The organism is Desulfobotulus pelophilus (genome assembly GCF_026155325.1).
GTDB classification, from domain to species: domain Bacteria; phylum Desulfobacterota; class Desulfobacteria; order Desulfobacterales; family ASO4-4; genus Desulfobotulus; species Desulfobotulus pelophilus.
Genome location: NZ_JAPFPW010000007.1, coordinates 124,894 through 146,707 on the forward strand (window position 1 = coordinate 124,894; position 21,814 = coordinate 146,707).

Genomic DNA, 21,814 nt, shown 5'->3' on the forward strand with positions numbered 1-21,814 from the left:
TTTTCAAACATATAGCAAAAGGTTTCCAAATGAAAACAACACCCTCTTCACAACCAGCCCAAACCAACCTCATCCTCACCGGCATGCCCGGAGCAGGCAAAAGCACCCTCGGGGTTCTTGCCGCCAAAATCCTTGGCATGGATTTTCTGGACACAGACCTTATTATTCAGTCCAATGAAAAAAAGAGGCTTTCTGAAATCATAGAAGAAAATGGCTTAAACGCATTCAAAGAAATCGAAGCCCGCCATGTGGCAGAACTTACGGTCTCCCACACGGTCATTGCCACAGGCGGCAGCGTCATCTACAGCGAGAAGGCCATGGAAAATCTTGCCTCTCAGGGCCTGATTCTTCACCTTGCACTTTCCCTGCCAGAGCTTACAAAACGCCTTGGAAATCTCGATGAAAGGGGGGTTGTCAGGATGCCGGGCCAGAGCCTTGCAGCACTGTTTCATGAGCGCATGCCCCTTTACAGAAAATGGGCAGATGCGGAAATGGCCTGCGACGGCCTTTCCATGGATGATCTTCTCTGCCGCATCCGGCAGATTTTTCCTCCTTCACCGTCATGAATGCAGCTTTTATGAATGCAGCTTTTTCTGTCAAAAACAGCAACGCCATCGCGGGTTTTAAAAGCTCCTGCCATCGGTGAAACGTCAAAGCCCCGCCTGCTTCCCCTTCATTCCTGCACAGATAAAAAATCCCTGCCCGGAAAGCCTTTTCGCCTCCCGGACAGGGACTGTCCTGCCGTAGAAATTCAGCACCGGATCAACGGGTATCGGCTACACTGTTCAGCCGTTTTGCGTTGAACCCCATAAAGCATAGGGACAATATGCTTGCTACAACTTTCCGCCCCTCCTGTCCGGATGGGGATGAGCCGTAACCACAAGGATTATTACTTCCATACGGGTATATGGGAACCTGATCTCAGGACTTTTTCAAAGCCCTTTTGCCATCACTCCAGTCCGGCGGAAGGGAGGACGAGAATCTGAGACAGGCACACAACTTACTCCAGCTATCAGGGAATGGGAAGCAGCTCCACCCTGCGGTTCCGGGCTCTGCCTTCTGCCGTATCATTATCGGCAATGGGATGGTCCGGTCCGTGGCCTGTCACTTCAAGCCTGTCCGCTCCAATACCCTGCCGGACAAAATAGTCTGCCACTGCCTGAGCCCTTGCTGCGGAAAGACGACGATTATAGGCATCCGCTCCACGACTGTCTGTATATCCGGCCACTTCAATCCGTAAATCCGGGTTCTTCTGCAACACCATCCGAACCTCATCCATGGCTTCATGATACCGGGAATCAATGACATTGCTGGAGATCCCAAAGGTCAGCCCCTGAATTTCCCAGCAACCCCGCTCATTCACCCTTGCACCCACAGGCGTTCCCGGACAGGCATCCAGATAATCGGGTACTCCATCCCCGTCACTGTCAATGGGGCAGCCCCGGATGTCCACAACCACACCCTCAGGGGTATCCGGACATTCATCCAGATAATCGGGTACCCCATCCCCGTCACTGTCAATGGGACAACCCTTTTCATCCACAGCAAGCCCTTCGGGGGTTCCGGGGCAGTGATCCCTGTAGTCCGGCACACCATCCCAGTCACTGTCCACAGGACAGCCCCACTTATCCACGGGAGCTCCCGGAGGCGTGTCCGGACAGCGGTCCAGATGGTCAGGAACGCCATCGCCGTCGGAATCCACAGGCTCCGGCGGTGTGACCATGGGGACCACGGCTGCCGTGCGGCCAAAGGTCCATGCCACACCGGCATGGGCGGCAAGATTCCAGTCCATCCCATCCGGAGGCAGAATACCGCGTACATCCATTCGGAAAGCCAGATCTTTTACAATATCCACAAAAAAACCGCCGCCTGCGTTCAGGGCAAAGTCCCGCTCCGCCTTCCCTCCTTCAGGATCAGTGGAGAGAATGCCCATACCGGCAGCACCATAAGGGCGAAAAGCCTGATCCGGCCGGAAAAGATACAAGGCATTACCGGATATATGCACCCCTCTTGTATCCACATCCGTATGCCTGTGCTCCGTACTCACACTGTGTACCATAAGCTCACCCATCCAGCGGGGTGTAAAGCGATAGCCAAGGCCCACGCCGAGACTCAAAGCCGTATCCAGATCCTGATCGCTATGAAACTTGTGAACTCCTGCCATGGGGCTGACAACAACTTCTTTTTCAAACCTGTCCGCATACACGGAAACCACAAGACCAACCAAGATCAGCAGGCCCGCACACACACCGGAAACAGCACATGTCCGCATAAAAATCTCCTTCCTGAAATGAAGTAAACAGAAACAACGCGCATGTAGAAGAATGATTTTTTAATTTTAAACCCCGTTCAGCCAATAAGCAAGCCGTCATTTTTGAAAAAAATCAATGGAACCATTTCAAAAAACGTTTCCAAAGCACCGGTAGCATACAATTTTGTTGCTTTTTACCCCTGACTTGTTTACATAGTGCGGTTCAGAATATTTTTTCAATTAAGGAGATTGGTATGCCACCGGAAGCCCAGCCCCGTATCACAGACAGCATTGCGGATGTCACCCTGCTCTATGAAATATCCAAGGCCCTTGGCGAACATATGGATTTAAAAAAATCCCTTTACACCGTCATGGACATCCTTGCCAGACACGGCAACATGCTCCGGGGCACCATCACCCTGCTCAATCCTGTCACCGGTGAAATCCGCATTGAGGTGGCCCACGGTCTCAGCAAGGGGGCCATGGCCAAAGGCATTTACAAGCTGGGTGAAGGAGTAACAGGCTCCGTCATCAAAGAAGGCAAACCCATTGCCATTGAACGTATATCCCAGGAAGCCACCTTCCTGAACCGCACATCCGTTCGAAAAGGAGATGAAGATTATTCCTTCATCTGCGTACCCATCAAAGAAGGCGACCATGTCATGGGAGCTTTAAGCACGGACAGGCCGTATCAGGAAGACTTCAACCTGCAAAGCGGCATGCAGCTCCTCTCTGTTATTGCCACCATGCTGGCTCGACATGTGAGCAACCTGGAACGGATTCAGATGGAAAAGGAAAGACTGAAGGCGGAAAATCGCAGGCTTCAGGAAGAGCTTGAAAAAAAATACCGCTTCACCAATATTGTGGGCAACTCCAACAAGATGAGGGAGGTCTATCAGATGATTTCCCAGGTTTCCCGCAGTACGGCAACGGTGCTGATCCGCGGGGAATCCGGCACTGGCAAAGAACTTGTGGCCAACTCCATTCACTACAACTCCAACCGGGCCAACCAGCCTTTTGTCAAGATCAACTGCGCGGCCCTACCGGAAAATCTCATTGAAAGTGAGCTTTTCGGTCATGAAAAGGGGTCTTTCACCGGGGCCATCAGCCAGAAAAAGGGCAAATTCGAAATGGCCCATAAAGGAACCATTTTTCTCGACGAAATGGGCTCCGTTTCCCCGGATGTGCAGGTCAGGCTGCTGCGGGTTCTGCAGGAAAGGGAGTTTGAACGCGTCGGCGGACACAAAACCATCAAGGTGGATGTGCGGGTGGTGGCGGCTACCAACAGAAACCTTGAACAGGCCGTGGAAGAAGGCGGGTTCCGGGGCGATCTCTATTATCGCCTCAATGTTTTCCCCATCTACATGCCGCCCCTCAGGGAACGGAAAACGGATATCCTCCTTCTGGCGGATCACTTCCTGGAAAAATACGCAAGGGAAAATGAAAAAGACATTAAACGTTTTTCTACCCCAGCCATTGACATGATGATGGGCTATCACTGGCCGGGCAACGTCCGGGAACTGGAAAACTGCATTGAACGGGCCGTACTTCTCTGTGAAGAAGGCGTTATCCATACCTATCATCTGCCACCAACCCTGCAGACGGGGGTGGAAACGGGGAGTCTCCCTGCCCATTCTCTGGAAGAAGCCGTGGCCAAGCTGGAAAAGGATATGCTGGTGGATGCCCTGAAAAACACCCGCGGTAACGTCACCCAGGCTGCGGAACTGCTGCAAACCACCGTGCGTAAATTTTCTTACAAGGCGAAGGCCTATGATATTGACTACAGGGAATACAGGTAGGACATACCTTTTCTTGCTCTGGTCTGGTCTGGTCTGGTCTGGTCTGGTCTGGAGATTGTTGCCGACAATCTCTGACAAGACACCCGGACTGTTTGTGAGTAACACTGCCACCGTTTCAGAATCCCGTACTCCAGCATGAAACGGTAAGCGTTTTGATTGTAAGCGTTGGGCTTATTGCTTGAATGACGGATTGCTCATAAAACCGGCAACTGTCTGAAGCCGGCACAAAAGACAGCGAACCAAAGCGGTCATGGCAATACATCAGCACAGCCTGCCTGTGCCGATCTCGCACAGAACAAAAAACTCTAAGAATCCGGCTTTCAAGATTCAACCACATGCGTACTCCAGCAAAAGGCCCGGATTTTTTAGCTTGAGTGCCGGATTGGGTTACGAAAAAACAGCCCGGCGACTATGGAGCTGCCTGACAGAAACCCTGATCCGGCTTCAAAATACGGAAACAATATTGGTAAAATTCGAAAATCAGGGAACCCCGACAATCAGGGTTCCCTGGATCGGACCTTCTGTTTTTTATACCAACAGGAGGTCTTTCTGTTTCAGGAACGTACCTTAGATATCATAGTACAGATGGAATTCATGGGGATGGGGTCTGCGCCGTACCTCTGTCACCTCTTTTTCCATTTTGTACTCAACCCATTTGGAAATCACATCTTCTGTAAATACATCCCCTTTCAGAAGGAAGGCATAATCTTCTTTCAGAGCGTTGAGGGCTTCTTCCAGACTTCCCGGCGCACTGGGAATGTTGGCCAGTTCTTCGGGCGGCAGGTCATAGATGTTTTTATCCATGGGATCGCCCGGCTCCATCTTGTTCTGAATACCGTCAATCATGGCCATCATAATGGCAGAAAAAGCCAGGTATCCGTTACAGGAAGGATCCGGCGTACGGAACTCAATACGCTTGGCTTTGGGAGAATCCACACCAATGGGAATACGAATGGCTGCGGAACGGTTACGACCGGAATAAGCAATATTGATGGGAGCTTCAAAGCCCGGCACCAGACGCTTGTAGGAGTTGGTGGTGGGATTGGTGAAAGCACAGAGGGCACGGGCATGCTTCATGATACCACCAATGGCCCAAAGGGCTTCCTGTGAAAGCCCCGCATAAAGATTGCCCGCAAAAAGAGGCTTACCATCTTTCCAGAAGGATGCGTGGATATGCATGCCGGAACCATTATCACCGAAGAGGGGCTTGGGCATAAAGGTAACGGTATGTCCGTTTCTGTAGGCCACATTTTTCAGCACATATTTAAACCATACCAGCTGATCCCCCATTTCCAGAAGGGGCTTGAAACGCATATCTATTTCCGACTGACCGGCCGTCGCCACCTCGTGGTGCTGGCATTCCATGGCAATGCCAATATCTTCCAGTGTCAGCATCATTTCTGAACGCAGATCCTGAAATTTATCCATGGGAGGCAAAGGGAAATAGCCTTCCTTGGACCGGGGTTTGTAGCCAAGATTGGGCCCTTCATCCTTTCCCGTATTCCAGGTGGCTTCCTTAGAGTCAATGCGGTAGAAGGAAGAATGCTGGGAAGACTCATAGCGAATATCATCAAAGATAAAGAACTCCGGCTCAGGACCAATAAAGCAGGTGTCACCTATGCCCGTGGATTTCAGGTAGGCTTCGGCTTTGGCAGCAATATGCCTGGGGTCCCGGCTGTAGGGCTCTTTGGTAATGGGATCGGCGATATTGCCGATGAGCACAAGGGTGGGGTGCTTAAAAAAAGGATCCATCTTTGCGGTTCTGGCATCGGGAATCACCAGCATGTCCGAGGCATCAATGGCCTGCCAGCCACGGATGGAAGAACCGTCAAAACCAAAACCGTTTTCAAAGCTCGCTTCGTCCAGCTCCCCTATGGGAAAGGAACAGTGCTGCCAGGTTCCGGGAAAATCCATAAAACGGATATCAACGATTTTTGCATTGTTTTCCTTGGCAAAGGCCAACACGTCACTTGGGGTCATGGTCTGTCTCCTTTTCAACCATCTTCAGGGCATCATGCCCGGGTCGGATAAGGGCTCTTTCGGCCCTGAAACCGGAAAGCATCCCGCACATTCCGGCATACACTTTTTTCTGATCATCCCCGGAGGATTCCACATCAGAATTCCTCCTTATTCTGCCGCTACCGGTGCCAAGCAGACCCTGCCCACAACCAGGGCAGAACTCTAAATGGCATCCGGTCCGGTCTCTCCCGTACGAACCCGGACAACGGATTCCACTGGAGTCACAAAAATTTTACCGTCACCGATTTTATCCGTCACAGCCGCTTTTCGAATAACCTCCACCACCTCCTCGATACGTTCTGCAGGCAAAACAATTTCGATTTTAACTTTTGGAATAAAGTCAACCACATATTCCGCACCCCGGTAAATTTCCTTATGCCCTTTCTGGCGACCATAGCCTTTAACTTCCGATATGGTCATACCCTGTACACCAATTTCATTCAGGGCTTCTTTCACATCATCCAGCTTGAAGGGCTTGATCACGGCCTCTATCTTCTTCATGGGGCAAACTCCTTTCTTCAGACATTTTTATAAGATGTGGTTTCTGACCCCTCCCCGGAAAAAGCGGAGGGGACTGGCAGGAATCAGAGTGTATATCCGACCTCGCTGTGCTGGGAGAGGTCCAGACCCTGGCGTTCTTCTTCCTCGCTGACACGCAGGCCGATAAAACGGTCGATAAGCTTCAGGATAATCAGCGAACCTACCAGAGAAAACGCAATCACCGCAAGGGCATCAATGAGCTGGATACCCAGCTGCCCCGGGTTCCCGTAAAAAAGACCATTCGCACCATCAGGATTGATGGCAAGGGAGGCAAAAAGACCCGTTGCCAGCGCCCCCCAGAGCCCGCCCACCCCATGGATGGCAACCACATCCAAAGCATCGTCATAGCGGAAAAGGGCTTTCATGCGGATGGCCAAACAGCATATCACACCAGCCACAAGACCAATAACGATGGCCGCCATGGGGCTGACAAAACCGGCCGCAGGGGTAATGGCCACAAGCCCGGCCACAGCACCCGAGGCAGCTCCCAGAGCAGTGGGCTTCCCATGGAACTTCCATTCATAAAGCAACCAGGAAAAAGCAGCCGCTCCGGCTGCAATCTGGGTTGTCATGAAAGCGTTTACGGCAATACCGTCTGCAGCAAGGGCACTGCCCGCATTAAAACCAAACCATCCCAACCACAGGATTCCAGCCCCCATAACAGTCATGGAAACGTTATGGGGCGGCATGGCTTCCCTGCCCCATCCCTTGCGGGGACCAATCACAATGGCAGCAGCAAGGGCCGCCACGGCGGAATTGATATGAATAACCGTACCGCCCGCAAAATCAAGGGTTCCATGTTCTCCTATCCACCCTCCACCCCAGACCCAGTGGCACACGGGGAGATAAATAAATGTTGTCCAGAAAAAGGTAAAAACCAGAAAAGCGGAAAAACGGATGCGCTCGGCAAAAGCGCCTGTTATGAGAGCCGCCGTAATCACAGCGAACATCAGCTGAAAGGCTACAAAAAGCAGGTGGGGAATGGTATCGGAATAGGGGCCGGGGTCCGTACCCACACCGTTCAGAAACAGATATTCCAGATTACCGATCATCCCTCCCACATCCGTTCCGAATGCCAGGGTATACCCATAGGTCACCCATATGAGAGAAACGAGTCCAAGACAGATAAAACTCTGCAATATGGTTGATAAAACATTGCGCGATCGTACAAGCCCCCCGTAGAATAAAGCCAGGCCGGGCGTCATGAACATTACAAGGGCTGCTGCCACCAGCATAAAAGCGGTATCTCCGGTATCCATCCGTCCATCTCCTTATAAAGTCGTAGAAAGCAGACTTTGTACTGCCTCATTTTTTATGGCCTGTAAAAAATGAAACCCTCTGAAATCTGCTTTTACAATGTTTGCACTACGATGACCGGAGTGACAGCCTCATGCCTCTGGCAGAACGTTGCGCACCGTCTGCCGGATCAGGGCTTCCTGCTCCGGTGAATCCATTTTTTCCCCATCAAAATCCCGCACATAAAACACATCCACCACCTGATCCACCTTGGTGGCAATTTTGGCGCTCTTCACATCCAGCCGGCATCGAAAGAGTGCACTGGTTAACCGGAACAAAAGCCCCGGAAAATCATAGGAATGAACTTCCACGATGGTGTAGAAGCTGGAGCTCTCGTTATCAATGCGGATAAGAGGAGGCTCCAGAACCATCCCCTTACCGGAAGGAGCCAGGGGTGCCTTGGCAACAATGGCGCCCATTTCAATCTTTCCCGTCAGAAGATCTTCCAGATCCTTACGGGTCTTTTCCCAGATTTCTTCCTCAAAAATCTGATCCGGTGGCGGCTTCAGGATAAAAAGATTAGCCGCAGCGCCATCCTTCCATCCGTAAATCCGGGCATCCAGAATATCAATCCGGTTCAGGGTAAAAGCCCCTGCAGCCCTGGAGAAAAAACCCGGCTTATCATCCGCATGGATCAGCACCCTGCGCAGATCCGCCCCCTGGCAGCGTTCCACCTGCCAGGCAAATGGAGCCCCCTTGCGATGCAGGCTGAGCCGCATGTGAGCCCTGATATCCGCAACGGAAAGCTCCAGAAGATAGGCCGGTGGCATGCCCTCCAGCAGAGCTTCCATGACAGGCCTTTCCGCTTCCGTCACATTTTCAAGAATTCTCTTTTGCTTTTCTTCAATACGTTCAATGGCATCTTCTTCGGCAAGGGTGCCCTTTTCAAGCATTTTCAAAACCTTGAAATAAAGACTTGTCAGAAGAGTCGCCGTCCACTCACTCCATGCCTTGGGTCCGGTGGAAACGGAATCCGCCACGGTCAAGAGAAAAAGCATACGCAGACGCTCCGGATCCCTGATTTTCATGGCACAGGCTGTAACGGTTTCTTCATCATTAATATCCCTTCGGGTAGCCGCCTTGATGAGGAAAAGATGTTCCTGAACCAGAAAAACTACCGTTTCCATATAATCCGAACGCATACCGAAACGGGCCAGAATTTTTCTTGCCAGCACAGCCCCTTCCTTGCTGTGATCATCACCCGGCACACCCTTGCCGATATCATGCAGCAGTGCCCCCCATAAGAGCAGCCGCTTGTTTTTGATTTCGCCAAAGGTCTCATGATACAGGACAGCATGGGGAAGAGATTTTTCTTTGGGAACAAGGGCAAACCCGGCAGCGGTCTGCACCGTTCGCAGGGAATGCTTTGCCACAGGATAAAGATGATATTTATTGTACTGTATCCGGCTGATAATGGCATCAAACTCAGGTATCAGCTGGCTCATCAAGCCGGTGGCCTGCATTTCATTCAGAGGGTGGTAGGCAAAGGGTGGAATCGCCAGTGTTCTTTCAAACATTTTCAGCACAACCCTGCGGTTGCATAGGGCCTCATCCACAAGATAGCCCATTTCCCGGACAATCCGCTTGGCTTCGGCGGAAAGGGGCAGTTTTTTGGAGCCGCTTTCCTGAAAGACCGCCACAAGAAGTTCGGGGTTCTTCAGTACAGACTTGATATCATCAAAGCCCAGCATTCCCCTGTGAACCACAAGCCCGGCTATGCGGGTTGTTTTACGATAGCGACGCTTCAGACCCAGCTTCTGGTCATGTCCGGCTTCATCCAGCAGCATGAGAAGATGCTGCTTAATGAAATCCATCTCCAGATGCAAGGCACCCAGAAAACGCTCCACGGCAGTCATGCCCTCACCCGCCGTGAAACCAAGGGTTTCCGCCAGCTGAATCTGATGCTCAAAATAAAGCTGATCGCATTTTCTTCCCGTAAGATAATGCAGATGATTCCGCACCTTCCAGATGAAAGCCAGTGCTTTTTTCAGGTTATGAAACTCTTCCCAGGAAAGATAGCCATTGTATTCCAGATCTCTGGGCTCTTTAAGTCCGAAACGAACCCGACCCAGCCAGAGCATGGTGTGATAATCCCGCAAGCCTCCCTGGCCCAGCTTGATATTGGGTTCCAGAAGATGGGTGGAATCCCCGAACTGCTCATGCCGTTTCCGGTTGCCTTCCACCAGCCACCCCATAATTTTCTTCGGATGGGAAGTCACAAAACGGGCCCGCAGTTTCTCCATAAGAGTCATAAAAAGCGGTGACATACCGCAGACAAACCGGGCATCCAGAACCGCCGTCAGCACTTCGAGATCCCGACTGGCAAGGCTCAAGCATTCACCGACGGACCGGGTGGCATGCCCCACCTCCAGCCCTATATCCCAGAGGGGATAGATAATTTCCTGAATCAGGGCTTCCGCTGCAGGTGGCACATCCTTTTCAAAAAGAAAAAGAATATCCACATCGGAATGGACACACTGCTCCATACGTCCGTAACCGCCAAGGGCAATAATCGCATAGGGATTTCTGGCAATATCCATGAGGGGGCCCACATCGCTGCGGGTAAAACTCTCCCAGAAGTATCCATCAATCAGCGCGGCGTGACGTACCAGAAAATCTTCAGCCCGACCCTCCAGATAATCCCGGATAAGCTCGGTCCGCTTTTCCTGCAGCGACTTCATGGCTGATTTTTTTTTCTGGGGCTGGATTCCTGTCATCATAGCATCGCCTTTCTGGCATAAAAATATAGCAATGTCTGTGCCAACCCGCCACAACACACACAAGGCCTTATTATCAAAAGATAAAAATTACTCCAGACCAGCACGGCCTGCATTCTCTTTTTTTCAAAAACGTAAGAAACATCGGACAGAGACACAACAAAAACGTATTTTTTACAATCTACCCATACCCAAAAACAACAATCGACTGCTTGACCTCTCATGATTTCAGGTATAAGGCAAGCTTCCAGCAGCCCATAAAACATCCATGACCCGGCCAAGGGGCCAGCCTGTTTTATCCGCTCAACTCACAACCCCTGCTGAGGTACGGTCATGGCATCTCTTCCGCCTTTCATGGCTCTCCATATTCCACAGCTTCTCAATCGCTTTCTCCTTGCCTACCATTCGGAAGACCAATGCATGCATTATGAGCTCAGGAGGCGCAGGAACGACAACCCCGTCTCAAAGGAACTCATCCTTTCTCTCAATGCCTTTTCCCACGAAATACATGTCAGCAAATTCTATCCGGAACTGTACAGAGAAAAACACAGCCACTATCTTTCAGCAGCCTGCTTTTTTCTGATCCTGCAGCACTTCGGGCATTTTTATGATCTGGATGAGAGTTGGGGAGTTTATCTTGACTCAGAACTATCTGTTTTTATGGATTTTTACGGAAAGCTACAGGATTTTGATTTTCACACCCTGCAGAACAGGCGCACGGGAACCGTGGCTGTGCGAGGTCACTATACGCCCTGCGACCTCGATATGGAAGGCATTATTGAAGACAGGCTTTCATAAAACAACCGCACCGGGGCAAACCCGGTGCGGCATGCTCTGTATTCTGAAAGAGAAGGGTGCCGGAGAATATTGTACCCGATCGTTTACACAACACCCTGAAGAGTCATCGCCCTGGCAACCTTCAGGAAACCGGCTATATTGGCACCGGCAATATAGTTACCTTCCCGACCGAATTCTTTGGCTGCATCCCAGGCATTATCATGAATACTCTTCATAATACCTTTCAGCTTTTCATCCACTTCTTCACGGCTCCAGGAAAGCCGGATGGAATTCTGGGTCATCTCAAGACCTGAAGTGGCAACCCCACCGGCATTCGCAGCCTTACCGGGAGCAAACAACACACCATTTTTCATAAAGATATCGATTGCCTCCGGTGTACTGGGCATATTAGCGCCCTCTGCCACCAGCCTGCAGCCGTTTTTCACCAGCTCGGCAGCCTCTTCACCGGAAATTTCATTCTGCGTGGCACAGGGGAAAGCACAGTCTGCCTTCACACCCCAGGGGCGCTTTCCTTCCGTAAAGGTCGCTTTGGGAAATTTCTCAACGTACTCACGAATACGGCCCCGCTTCACATTTTTAAGATCCATGACAAAGGCCAGCTTCTCCGCATCAATGCCGTCAGGATCATATATGAAACCATTAGAATCGGAAAAACTTACGGGAATGGCTCCCAGCTCCAGGAGTTTTTCCGCACAAAACTGCGCAACATTACCAGAACCGGAAATGGCGCAGATCTTACCCTTGAAACCGTCTCCCTGCTGAGCCAGCATATTGTCAGCAAAGTACACACACCCGTACCCCGTAGCTTCCGGACGGACCAGAGAGCCGCCGAAATCAATTCCCTTACCCGTCAGCACGCCCGTAAAGTGATTGACGATACGCTTATACTGGCCGAACATATAGCCCACCTCACGCCCGCCGACACCAATATCCCCTGCGGGTACGTCCGTATCCGGACCAATATGACGATACAGCTCCGTCATGAAACTCTGGCAGAAACGCATGATTTCGCCTTCACTCTTTCCATGGGGATGGAAATCAGAACCGCCCTTACCACCGCCCAGAGGAAGGGTCGTCAGGCTGTTCTTAAAGACCTGCTCAAAACCAAGAAATTTCAAAATTGAAAGATTTACCGAAGAATGGAATCGTATCCCTCCCTTGTAGGGACCAATGGCACTGCTGAACTGAACGCGGAATCCACGGTTCACATGAATTTTACCGGAATCATCCACCCATGGAACCCGAAAAAGAATAACCCGCTCCGGTTCTACCATGCGCTCCAGAATGGAGTATTCCTGAATCTCCGGCATCTGAGATACAACAGGCTCAAGGCTTTCCAGCACTTCTTGAACGGCCTGCAAAAATTCCGGCTCATGACCGCTTCTGCCTTTTACCTGCGCAAGCACTTCCCCGATATAAGCACTTCCCATGCACCCCTCCTTATGTGGCAGCTCCATTCCGGAACACATTATCCGGGAATTTCCTGCCGCTGGTATCAATTTTTACTGGTATCTGACAGCGGGGCAACCTAACATTTTTGAATTTTTTTGTACAGTTCTCCACAATCATTTTTTTCTGGCTTCTTCAAAAAAACCAATATCCAATAAAATCAATCCCCGAAACCCTTCCCCTTATGGCCAGCCATGCGACATAAACAACAACTGCTGCCAGCCGCCAGCCTCTGCCATGCTTACCTTCCCGTACAGAGTGTCAGATCCGCCGCCCTCAACCCGGGAATCTGAGTTCTGCCCACTGCAAAACAGTCTGTCTGCATACAATCAAAATCTACCCATGGGGAATGCAAGACCATGCCCATAAAAAAAACCCCTGAAACAAAGCAGTTCCGGGGGTTCTCTTTCAAAAAACAGAAACAGCATGGCAATCAGCACATATCCGCATGAAACTCCTGAAGACTCTGCACAGCCTCCTTGCCCTGTCTGCGGGCAGCAATTCCCTTTGCCGCCGCAATGGCCGCTGCCGGTGTGGTAATATAAGGCACACCAAAACGAATAGCCGCCTTGCGTATATAGGAATCGTCAGTAATACTCCGTTTCCCCGAAGGCGTGTTCAGGAGAAGCTGTACCTCATTGTTTTTAACGGCATCGGCAATATTGGGTCTGCCTTCCAGCATCTTCTTGACCCTTTCCGCAGGCACCCCGTTTTCTTCAAGAAAAGCATGGGTTCCTCCCGTAGCCAGAACCCGGAAACCCAGCTCATGAAAAAGCTTTGCCGCCACCAGGGCATCCTTTTTATCCGGATCCGCCACCGTAATAAGCACCGACCCTTCCAGCGGCAAAGAAGCCCCGGTGGCTTCTTCTGCCTTGAAAAAAGCCAGCCCAGGAGAATGAGCCATTCCCAGTACCTCGCCTGTTGAACGCATTTCCGGCCCGAGCACAGGATCCACCTCGGGAAACATAGGAAAAGGAAACACCGCCTCTTTAACACCGAAATGACTGAAAACAGGCCGCCTCAATCCGAGATCCGCCAGCTTTTCGCCCAGCATGATACGCACAGCAATCCGGGCCATGGGAATGGCACAGACTTTGGAAACCAGAGGTACGGTACGGCTGGCCCTGGGATTGGCCTCAAGTATATACACCTTGTCATCACTGATGGCATATTGAATATTCATCAGGCCTTTCACACCCATTTCAACGGCAATTTTTCGCGTGTAGTCCTCTATGGTCTCAATATGGCGGAGGGGGATAGTTACCGGCGGAATCACACAGGCCGAATCACCGGAATGTACTCCCGCCATCTCAATGTGCTCCATTACCGCAGGCACAAAAGCAGTTATGCCGTCACAGATGGCATCGGCCTCCGCTTCCGTTGCATTCTGCAGAAACCGGTCGATAAGAACAGGACGGTCGGGCGTTACAATTACGGCCCTTGACAGATAATCCCTGAGACTGGCCTCGTCATGCACCACTTCCATGGCCCTGCCGCCCAGCACATAGGAAGGACGGACCATGAGGGGATAAGCGATACGGGCGGCGATGGCGATGGCTTCCTCTTCCGTGGCCGCCATACCCGAATCCGGCTGGGGGATACCGAGACGTTCCATCATGGCATTGAACTGGGCCCTGTCTTCCGCCATATCTATGGTGGCCGGACTGGTACCAAGAATGGGCACCCCTGCCGCTTCCAGCTCCTTTGCAATATTCAGCGGAGTCTGCCCACCGAACTGTACCACAACACCCTCACAGTGCTCCTTTTCATAGATGGCCAATACATCTTCCACCGTAAGGGGTTCGAAATAAAGCTTATCTGACGTATCATAGTCCGTGGAAACAGTTTCCGGGTTGCAGTTCACCATTATGGTTTCGTAGCCCGCATCCTTGAGGGCAAAGGCCGTATGGACACAGCAATAATCAAACTCAATGCCCTGTCCGATTCGGTTGGGGCCGCCCCCCAGAACCATCACTTTCTTACCATCAGATACAGCCACCCGGTCTTCGGCATGCCAGGTGGAATAATAATACGCCGCATTATCTACACCGCTCACAGGAACGGCCTCCCATCCGCTTTTCAGATTCAGGGCTTTGCGTTTTTCCCGGATCGCCTCCTCCGGAAGAGCCAGGAGTTGTGCCAGATAGCGATCCGCAAACCCGTCTTTTTTGGCCCTTACAAGAAGTTCTTCCGGCGGCAGCGTTCCTTTGTGCGTCAGGATTTCTTCCTCCAGCGCAACCAGTTCCTTCATCTGACCAAGGAACCATGGCTTGACACGGGTAATTTCATATAACGTATCCACATCCGCACCCTTACGCAGGGCTTCATACAAAATAAAATGGCGCTCACTGCAGGGTTCCACCAGCATTGCCAGCAGGGCATCCAGAGATTTTTCATGAAAATCCTTTGCAAAACCAAGACCATAACGCCCAATCTCCAGAGAACGGATAGCTTTCTGCAATGCTTCCTTGTAATGCTTACCAATACTCATCACCTCACCCACGGCACGCATCTGCGTTCCGAGGCGGTCATGAACACCCTGAAACTTTTCAAAGGCCCATCGGGCAAATTTCACTACCACATAGTCACCGGAAGGAGTGTAGCGGTCCAGCGTTCCATCCCTCCAGTAGGGAATTTCCTTCAGTGTAAGACCTGCGGCCAGCATGGCGGAAATCAGGGCAATGGGAAAGCCTGTGGCCTTGGAAGCCAGAGCCGATGAACGGGAGGTTCTGGGGTTGATTTCGATCACAACCACCCGATCCGTTACCGGGTCATGGGCAAACTGCACATTGGTGCCACCGATCACCTCAATGGCATCCACAATGCGGTAGGCATAATCCTGCAGTCTGGCCTGCAGCTCCCCGGAAATGGTGAGCATGGGAGCCGTACAAAAAGAGTCCCCTGTATGTACTCCCATAGGATCCACATTCTCAATAAAACAGATCGTAATCTTATGGCCCGTGGCATCCCGCACAACCTCAAGCTCAAGCTCCTCCCACCCGCGCACCGATTCTTCTATCAAAACCTGCCGTACCGGGCTGGCAGCCAGTCCCCTGGCAACGGTATCTTCAAACTCTTCCATATTATAGGCAAAACCACCACCCGTCCCCCCCATGGTGTACGCCGGGCGGACAACCACAGGAAGTCCCATACGCTCCACTGCGGACATGGCTTCTTCCATGGTCGTTACAATTTCGCTCAGGGCTGTCTCGATGCCGATCTCCGCCATGGTTTTTTTAAAAGTATCCCGATCTTCTCCGCGCTTAATGGCATCCAGATTCACGCCTATCACCTGAACCCCGTACTGTTCCAGAATACCGGCTTCCGCCAGATCCGATGAAAGGTTCAGGGCCGTCTGCCCCCCCAGATTGGGCAACAGGGCATCCGGTCTCTCTTTTTTAATAATTTCCCGGAGGCTTTCCACATTAAGCGGTTCAATGTAGGTAGCATCCGCCATGCCAGGGTCCGTCATGATAGTAGCGGGATTGGAGTTGACAAGAACAATGCGGTAACCAAGGGACCGTAGCGCCTTGCATGCCTGGGTACCGGAATAATCAAACTCACAGGCCTGACCAATGATGATGGGACCGGAGCCAATGATCAGAATTTTATGAATATCTTGCCGTTTCGGCATAGTCGTCCTCCTTCAGGTAAAAAGGGAAAGTACTCTTTTTTTCGGCCGCAATATGGCAGACTTTCAGAAAATCCGCAAACGGATAGCATTTCCTGCCTTATCTTTCACCGATCCTGGACTGAATCAAGAATTCGTCTCAAGCCCTTGACCGTTGCCTCTCCTTATCCTAGAGTCCCGTCGACTCCAGAGGAGCAGCAACCGGAACCCTTGACCATAAGGCATACTGCCGCCTGTAAAGGAAACGTATAATGTACCAGAGTCCCCAGGAAACCATACATGACTTTCATCTTATTGATCCTTCCAGTCCGCTTAAATCCAGATGCTTCGGGTGCAGCCAGCAGAACCCCTACGGCCTCCGGATGCAGTTTCAAAGTAATGGCAGGGAAACACTGATTGCGGACATTACGGTACCCAGTCATCTCTGCGGGTGGAACAACCTGGCCCATGGCGGCATCATCGCCGCCATTCTGGATGAAACCATGGGGACTACCGGCCTTTCCCTTCTTCAGGCCTTTATCATGACCAAAACCATGACCGTTCATTTCAAAAAACCCGTACCCGTTGCCGCTCCTCTCCGTGCACAGGGGAAAATAACCCGAAGAGATGAAAAGTACGCATATATTGAAGCGTGTATTCTTGATGAAAACAATCAGAACCTTGCATCGTCGGATGGTATTTTCCGTATTTTTACCCGGAAAGAGTGCGCAAACCTGCCTGCAATGGACCAGATTCAGACTCCGGCGTTCTTTCAGCACCCCACAGCAGAGGGAGACTGCTGACCCCTCCCTTTTGTTCGATACTGAATCAATATCCACAGCTTTATTCTACCCGTTTGCCAGCAGTGTGGTAAAAAGAGCCCCCCCTGCTACTGAACTACAAACAGATACAGCAGGAACTGTTTCACTCAGGGGCAAGCTCTCCAGCAACCTTGCGGGGCATCTCTTAAGAGCATAACGAATCCGCCATACAAAACGGCGAAACTTTAACAAAAAGTTTCGCCGTTTTTCACTTCTCTTCCGGCTGACCAATCAAGGCGCAAGGCACTGTTCCGCCTTCGCATTTCCCCGACAGCCCGATGGGATCCGCTGCATCTTCAACGCCGTGAACGGCAAATGATACAGCGTCTATACCAAGCTTATTCCTGATCCCGCATCTTATACTGCCCTTTAAGGCTATACACCTGCTCCAGCCAGATTTTGTTGAAGCGATCCGGATTGGCCGCAGGAGCCTTGATCATGGCCAGAGCCAGCTCCCTTTGCTTATCCGTATTGGAAGGCTTACTGAAAAGGGTGGTGGCATGCTTGCTGAAATCCCGAATCATGAAATCAAAGATTTCCTCAATCAAGTTGTCATCCAGCTCCGGCCAGAATTCACGGGCTTCAAGGATGAGCTGACCATAGGGAACAAGGCAGAAAATTTCTCCCAGCACCAGCAGATAATCAATGTCTCTGGCCTGGCCTTTATCCGGTGTGGCTTCCACAAGGAATTTTTTGAAGCTTTCGATCTGCTCTTTGAATACATTCACATTGGGCAGATCCACAGCCTTGTAAGCAAGCTTGTAATCATGAAACTGTACCTTGCTGAGACCGGCCGTGGGACCCTGATCAAAAAGGAAATCGTCATTTACCACATCATCCCGCTTGGGTATTACAGGGAACTCTGCAGGATTGAAGAGGAAATTGTTCATGAACTTGACAATCAGAGCCATGTTCACATGAACCGTACCTTCCAGCTTGGGCAGCATGCGTATTTCATGGGCCGCGATCTCAAAGAAAGGTTCCGCCTCAAAGCCTTTAGCTGCAATGATGTCCCAAAGCATGTTGATGACCTCTTCGCCCTGGGTGGTAACCTTCATTTTCACCATAGGGTTATAGAGGAGATAGCGGCGGTCATCTGCCTTGGCGGAACGCATATAATCAATGGCCCGCTCGGAAAAGACCTTCATGGCGACAAGACGGGTGTAGGAATCCGTAAAAAGCCGCTTCACATGGGGAAAATCCGTCACATACTTGCCATAAACATTACGATTGGCCGCATGATCAATGGCTTCATAGAATGCGTGGGTCGCCATGCCAATGGCACCCCAGCCGAGATTGAATTTGCACACATTGATGGTATTGAGCATATTGTCCCATGCCTTGGGTCCACGCTCCATGATGTCCGCATCGGTAATGGGATAATCGTGCAGCACATATTCGGCCACATAATTCTGCTCGTTTACCGTATTTTTCACACACTCATACTGGGGATGTTTGGAATTGGCCGCAAAAAAGACATAATCATCGGTACCGGCAACCTTGCCAAAGGTGGAGGCAATGGCGCACTCATTGCCGTTACCGATATAGTACTTGTCGCCATTGGCCTTGTAGGTACCGTCTTCCTGGGGGTAAAGCATCATGTCCGAGGAATAGATGTCGGCCCCATGCTCCTTTTCGGAAAGGCCGAAGGCAAAAACCTCGCCGTCCTGAAGAAGCTTGGCTGTTTTATGCTTGATTTCCTCATTGGAGCCCATCCAGATGGGTCCCAGACCCAGCATGGAAACCTGATATGTATACCAGTAGGTGATGCCATAAAAAGCGGATATTTCTGCAAAGATAGAGTTTCTGTAGGTATCCCAGCGGGAGTCTTCGGCACCGTAACCCGCAGGGGTCATCAGGGTGGCCATCACCTGGTTTTCCTTCATGAATTGAACAAATTCATAATTCCAGGCCTTGTCATGCCAGTCTTTCTTGATGCTTTTCAAACCTTTGGTTTCAAAAAAATCAATAACGGCCTGCATCATCTTCTGGGTTTTCTCATCGGCATGCTTGCGGTTATGCAGCTTAGGATTAAAGAGAATCATGTGCCTACTCCCTGTTTACAGGTATGGTTAAAGAGTCATTTCCGGCACAACCTGTCACCGGAAACCCCCTGCCTTTCAAAAAGACTTGCATACAAGCTAAATCAAGCAAAAAAAGACAGGCCTATTCCAAGGCCCATCCTATCAAAATATAGCTTGTGCGCAAGGGATAAAATCCAAAAAAAACACCCCCGAAAATCATATCATGATATGGTCATTCATTTTCTGACAAACCCACAGGACTCGCACTGATTCAACGTATTCCGCCATGGGTTTCCTGAAGCCGCCGCAGAAAGTTTCTGAAAAGATTCTGCTCTTCCCCAGAAAATCCGGCAAGAAATGACTGATGAGCCTCTTCAAACCGCCGATCCAGCTCCCGGGCCTTGTCCCTGCCAATATCCGTGAGGTACAGAAGCACTGCCCGCCTGTCTTCCGGGCTCCGTTTACGGTTAATCAATGTCAGACCTTCCAGCCGGTCGATAATACCGGAAACAGTAGCGCTGTCCAACTGCGTCTGTTCACCCAGCTGACGGGACGTCTGACCCTCTTCCCGGCCCAGAAGGATCAGAAGCATAGCCTGTACCGTTGTCACACCAAGATCCGCTATGTAATTTCCCCAGAAACGGTAACCGGCCTGACTGTTTTTCGCCAGAAGAAACACCACACAATCTTTCAGCTCCATCATTGACCTTTCACAAAAAAGCATTCCGCATTGACTGCGGACCTGTCGAAACATAATTTTCCGCATGAATCACTGTTCATATAAAACAGACACCTATGGATGTCAATGGAGCCTGCATGATCAGAAAACGGGAAAAACAGCACTCCGTTTTTCCCGCATTGTCTTCTGACTTCCCCCTGTGCCGTTACCCAGCCGCTAGCAGGCCAAAAAACTAGCCCTCCATTGTGGCCTGTACAAACTCGAGGGTAGCTTTTACATGGGGATCAAAAAATCCATGCAGAGGAGACCGCCAGTCCAGCTCAGCAAGCTTGGTGCGGATACGTTGAGCAGCATCGTATTTAACGCTGTCCTTGAGGGTAATGAAAGCACGGCCCGGATTGTCAATCCAGGTACAGATTATTTCCTTGGCCCTTGGAATCAGCTGATCTGCTTCCAGTACCTCATCCACAATACCCAGCTCCAGAGCCTTCTCCGGGCTCACCATATTACCGAAATACATGACATCCCGGAACTTTTTATCCGTATCCAGACCAAACCGCATCACCTCAAGCTCTGCCACCGTAAGGGCCAGTCCCAGCTTGATTTCACTCATGCCCAACTTGATTTTGGGATGACTGCTCACAATACGGTAATCGGATGCCATGGCAAGAATCATTCCCATGGCCGCTGTATGACCGTTCATGGCGCAGATTACAGGCTTTTTACAAATAAAATAATTCAGCAGAAAGTCTTCCTCAAATTCAAAAAAATCCACGGCCGCCGCATGATCTTTAAAATTGATGAAGGTGGGCAGGTGAAATCCGCTGGAAAAGAACTTGCCTTCTCCTGTGAGAATGATGCCCTTGATGGCATCATCCGTATTGGCCTTTTCCACGATTACAGCCATTTTTTCCATGGTTTCACGGGTAATGGAATTGGTTTTTCCATGACTCAGGCGAACAATAATAATGCCATCTTCCAAACTTTCCGTTAACATAATAACCTCCTCAAAGGACAGGAACAATAAGCAAAAATTCAGGCAATGACCTGCCATCAGGCAGAGACTTCCTGATTTACCCAACAATGCACGGAGAGCTGACTCAAATCTGTTGCTTCAAAAGGCTTGCATACTAGCCAACGGCCCGGACCCTGTCAATATGCAGACTGACGGCGGCAACCGCCTTTCTTCCAGCTTACCCAAAAACCACAGACTCCCGAATTCAGGGGCGGAAAAACCATCATGGCTTTTCTGCGGAACGGGCACAGGTAATACAGACCAGCATACTGGGGTCCACTTGCAGGCGACCATGGAAAATTTCTTCATCACAATGCATGCAATAACCGTAATCACCCGTTTTCATTCTCCTCAAAGCAATCTCGATACGGTTTTTTTCCGCATTGAGCATTTCACTTGTAGCCCTGGACATGGCCCGCTGCTGCATGGCATCCATCCTGGAAAGCCGTCCTACGCGAGTCTGATCCAACTCCACAGGAGCGTTTTCTTCCCTTGAAAGACTCTGGATATCCAGAATTTCCTGCCTGCGCTCTTCAAGACGCTGCCTGAAGTCGGCCATTTTCTGTTCTTCCATACTACAGCCTTTCTCAAAAAAATGCTGGCCACCTGCAACAAAGAACACGCCATATCAGGGTGCCTTTCTTTTTCAACGGCACAGGAGGTCTCCCGCCATGGCATATGTGGCCAAACATTTGTTGCATGAAACACACAGGTTATTTCTATCCCCGGCAGCCCGCCTCCGGACAGGCTCGGACTCCCGTATTAAAGGACGAGAGATGAATCCCTAACCTACAAG

General features: G+C 50.7%; 16 protein-coding genes. 4 read left to right on the plus strand and 12 right to left on the minus strand.

Annotated elements, in window-relative coordinates:
• Positions 1 to 29: 29 nt before the first annotated feature.
• A complete protein-coding gene (locus OOT00_RS07895) occupies positions 30 to 566 on the plus strand; it encodes a shikimate kinase (RefSeq protein WP_265424771.1) in 537 nt (178 codons plus the stop codon).
• A gap of 446 nt (positions 567 to 1,012) precedes the next feature.
• On the opposite strand, the gene OOT00_RS07900 is transcribed toward OOT00_RS07895, so the two are convergent.
• Positions 1,013 to 2,272, minus strand: a complete 1,260-nt coding sequence (locus OOT00_RS07900; RefSeq protein WP_265424772.1) for an OmpA family protein — start codon at positions 2,270 to 2,272, stop codon at positions 1,013 to 1,015.
• A 233-nt stretch (positions 2,273 to 2,505) separates the two neighbouring features.
• Here OOT00_RS07900 and OOT00_RS07905 point away from each other — a divergent pair, with 233 nt between their 5' ends.
• On the plus strand, positions 2,506 to 4,050 hold the full coding sequence (locus OOT00_RS07905; protein WP_265424773.1) for a sigma-54 interaction domain-containing protein: 1,545 nt from the start codon (positions 2,506 to 2,508) through the stop codon (positions 4,048 to 4,050).
• Positions 4,051 to 4,617: 567 nt separating this feature from the next.
• Here OOT00_RS07905 and glnA read toward each other — a convergent pair.
• The 5 genes from glnA to glnD form a co-directional block, all read right to left on the minus strand.
• Positions 4,618 to 6,030, minus strand: coding sequence for a type I glutamate--ammonia ligase (gene glnA, locus OOT00_RS07910; RefSeq protein ID WP_265424774.1), 1,413 nt, complete (start codon positions 6,028 to 6,030; stop codon positions 4,618 to 4,620).
• A complete protein-coding gene (locus OOT00_RS07915) occupies positions 6,017 to 6,163 on the minus strand; it encodes a hypothetical protein (protein WP_265424775.1) in 147 nt (48 codons plus the stop codon). The genes glnA and OOT00_RS07915 overlap by 14 nt, the downstream gene beginning before the upstream one ends.
• Before the next feature lie 68 nt (positions 6,164 to 6,231).
• Complete coding sequence (locus OOT00_RS07920; RefSeq protein WP_265424776.1) at positions 6,232 to 6,570, minus strand: P-II family nitrogen regulator; 339 nt, start codon at positions 6,568 to 6,570, stop codon at positions 6,232 to 6,234.
• An 83-nt stretch (positions 6,571 to 6,653) separates the two neighbouring features.
• Positions 6,654 to 7,868, minus strand: a complete 1,215-nt coding sequence (locus tag OOT00_RS07925) for an ammonium transporter (RefSeq protein WP_265424777.1) — start codon at positions 7,866 to 7,868, stop codon at positions 6,654 to 6,656.
• 129 nt (positions 7,869 to 7,997) lie between these two features.
• Entirely contained in the window at positions 7,998 to 10,625 is a 2,628-nt protein-coding gene (glnD, locus tag OOT00_RS07930) for a [protein-PII] uridylyltransferase (protein WP_265424778.1), read from the minus strand.
• A gap of 330 nt (positions 10,626 to 10,955) precedes the next feature.
• Between glnD and OOT00_RS07935 the strand changes: the two genes are divergently transcribed.
• A complete protein-coding gene (locus tag OOT00_RS07935; RefSeq protein WP_265424779.1) occupies positions 10,956 to 11,420 on the plus strand; it encodes a hypothetical protein in 465 nt (154 codons plus the stop codon).
• A gap of 83 nt (positions 11,421 to 11,503) precedes the next feature.
• Here OOT00_RS07935 and gdhA read toward each other — a convergent pair whose 3' ends face one another.
• Both gdhA and carB read right to left on the minus strand, forming a co-directional pair.
• Positions 11,504 to 12,835 carry an NADP-specific glutamate dehydrogenase gene (gdhA, locus tag OOT00_RS07940; RefSeq protein ID WP_438266394.1) on the minus strand — a complete coding sequence of 444 codons (1,332 nt, stop codon included), beginning with the start codon at positions 12,833 to 12,835 and terminating at the stop codon, positions 11,504 to 11,506.
• Positions 12,836 to 13,302: 467 nt separating this feature from the next.
• Positions 13,303 to 16,503, minus strand: a complete 3,201-nt coding sequence (gene carB / locus OOT00_RS07945; protein WP_265424781.1) for a carbamoyl-phosphate synthase large subunit — start codon at positions 16,501 to 16,503, stop codon at positions 13,303 to 13,305.
• A 248-nt stretch (positions 16,504 to 16,751) separates the two neighbouring features.
• Between carB and OOT00_RS07950 the strand changes: the two genes are divergently transcribed.
• The gene (locus OOT00_RS07950) at positions 16,752 to 17,282 is read left to right on the plus strand and encodes a PaaI family thioesterase (protein WP_265424782.1); all 531 of its coding nucleotides are present in this window, start codon (positions 16,752 to 16,754) and stop codon (positions 17,280 to 17,282) included.
• Between the two features lie 356 nt (positions 17,283 to 17,638).
• Here the strand turns inward: OOT00_RS07950 and OOT00_RS07955 are convergent, their stop codons facing one another.
• From OOT00_RS07955 to OOT00_RS07970, 4 genes are all read right to left on the minus strand, one after another.
• On the minus strand, positions 17,639 to 19,345 hold the full coding sequence (locus OOT00_RS07955) for an acyl-CoA dehydrogenase family protein (protein WP_265424783.1): 1,707 nt from the start codon (positions 19,343 to 19,345) through the stop codon (positions 17,639 to 17,641).
• A gap of 250 nt (positions 19,346 to 19,595) precedes the next feature.
• Positions 19,596 to 20,027 carry a MarR family winged helix-turn-helix transcriptional regulator gene (locus OOT00_RS07960; RefSeq protein ID WP_265424784.1) on the minus strand — a complete coding sequence of 144 codons (432 nt, stop codon included), beginning with the start codon at positions 20,025 to 20,027 and terminating at the stop codon, positions 19,596 to 19,598.
• A 208-nt stretch (positions 20,028 to 20,235) separates the two neighbouring features.
• A complete protein-coding gene (locus OOT00_RS07965) occupies positions 20,236 to 21,000 on the minus strand; it encodes an enoyl-CoA hydratase/isomerase family protein (protein ID WP_265424785.1) in 765 nt (254 codons plus the stop codon).
• A 241-nt stretch (positions 21,001 to 21,241) separates the two neighbouring features.
• The gene (locus OOT00_RS07970) at positions 21,242 to 21,592 is read right to left on the minus strand and encodes a TraR/DksA family transcriptional regulator (protein WP_265424786.1); all 351 of its coding nucleotides are present in this window, start codon (positions 21,590 to 21,592) and stop codon (positions 21,242 to 21,244) included.
• Between the last annotated feature and the right edge of the window lie 222 nt (positions 21,593 to 21,814).

Coding starts and splice junctions, on each gene's coding strand:
- OOT00_RS07970 (WP_265424786.1), bottom strand. CDS start 21,592: ATGGAAGAACAGAAAATGGCCGACTTCAGGCAGCGTCTTGAAGAGCGC.
- OOT00_RS07895 (WP_265424771.1), top strand. CDS start 30: ATGAAAACAACACCCTCTTCACAACCAGCCCAAACCAACCTCATCCTC.
- carB (WP_265424781.1), bottom strand. CDS start 16,503: ATGCCGAAACGGCAAGATATTCATAAAATTCTGATCATTGGCTCCGGT.
- OOT00_RS07950 (WP_265424782.1), top strand. CDS start 16,752: ATGTACCAGAGTCCCCAGGAAACCATACATGACTTTCATCTTATTGAT.
- OOT00_RS07925 (WP_265424777.1), bottom strand. CDS start 7,868: ATGGATACCGGAGATACCGCTTTTATGCTGGTGGCAGCAGCCCTTGTA.
- glnA (WP_265424774.1), bottom strand. CDS start 6,030: ATGACCCCAAGTGACGTGTTGGCCTTTGCCAAGGAAAACAATGCAAAA.
- OOT00_RS07920 (WP_265424776.1), bottom strand. CDS start 6,570: ATGAAGAAGATAGAGGCCGTGATCAAGCCCTTCAAGCTGGATGATGTG.
- glnD (WP_265424778.1), bottom strand. CDS start 10,625: ATGATGACAGGAATCCAGCCCCAGAAAAAAAAATCAGCCATGAAGTCG.
- OOT00_RS07960 (WP_265424784.1), bottom strand. CDS start 20,027: ATGATGGAGCTGAAAGATTGTGTGGTGTTTCTTCTGGCGAAAAACAGT.
- OOT00_RS07965 (WP_265424785.1), bottom strand. CDS start 21,000: ATGTTAACGGAAAGTTTGGAAGATGGCATTATTATTGTTCGCCTGAGT.
- OOT00_RS07900 (WP_265424772.1), bottom strand. CDS start 2,272: ATGCGGACATGTGCTGTTTCCGGTGTGTGTGCGGGCCTGCTGATCTTG.
- OOT00_RS07935 (WP_265424779.1), top strand. CDS start 10,956: ATGGCATCTCTTCCGCCTTTCATGGCTCTCCATATTCCACAGCTTCTC.
- OOT00_RS07905 (WP_265424773.1), top strand. CDS start 2,506: ATGCCACCGGAAGCCCAGCCCCGTATCACAGACAGCATTGCGGATGTC.
- OOT00_RS07955 (WP_265424783.1), bottom strand. CDS start 19,345: ATGATTCTCTTTAATCCTAAGCTGCATAACCGCAAGCATGCCGATGAG.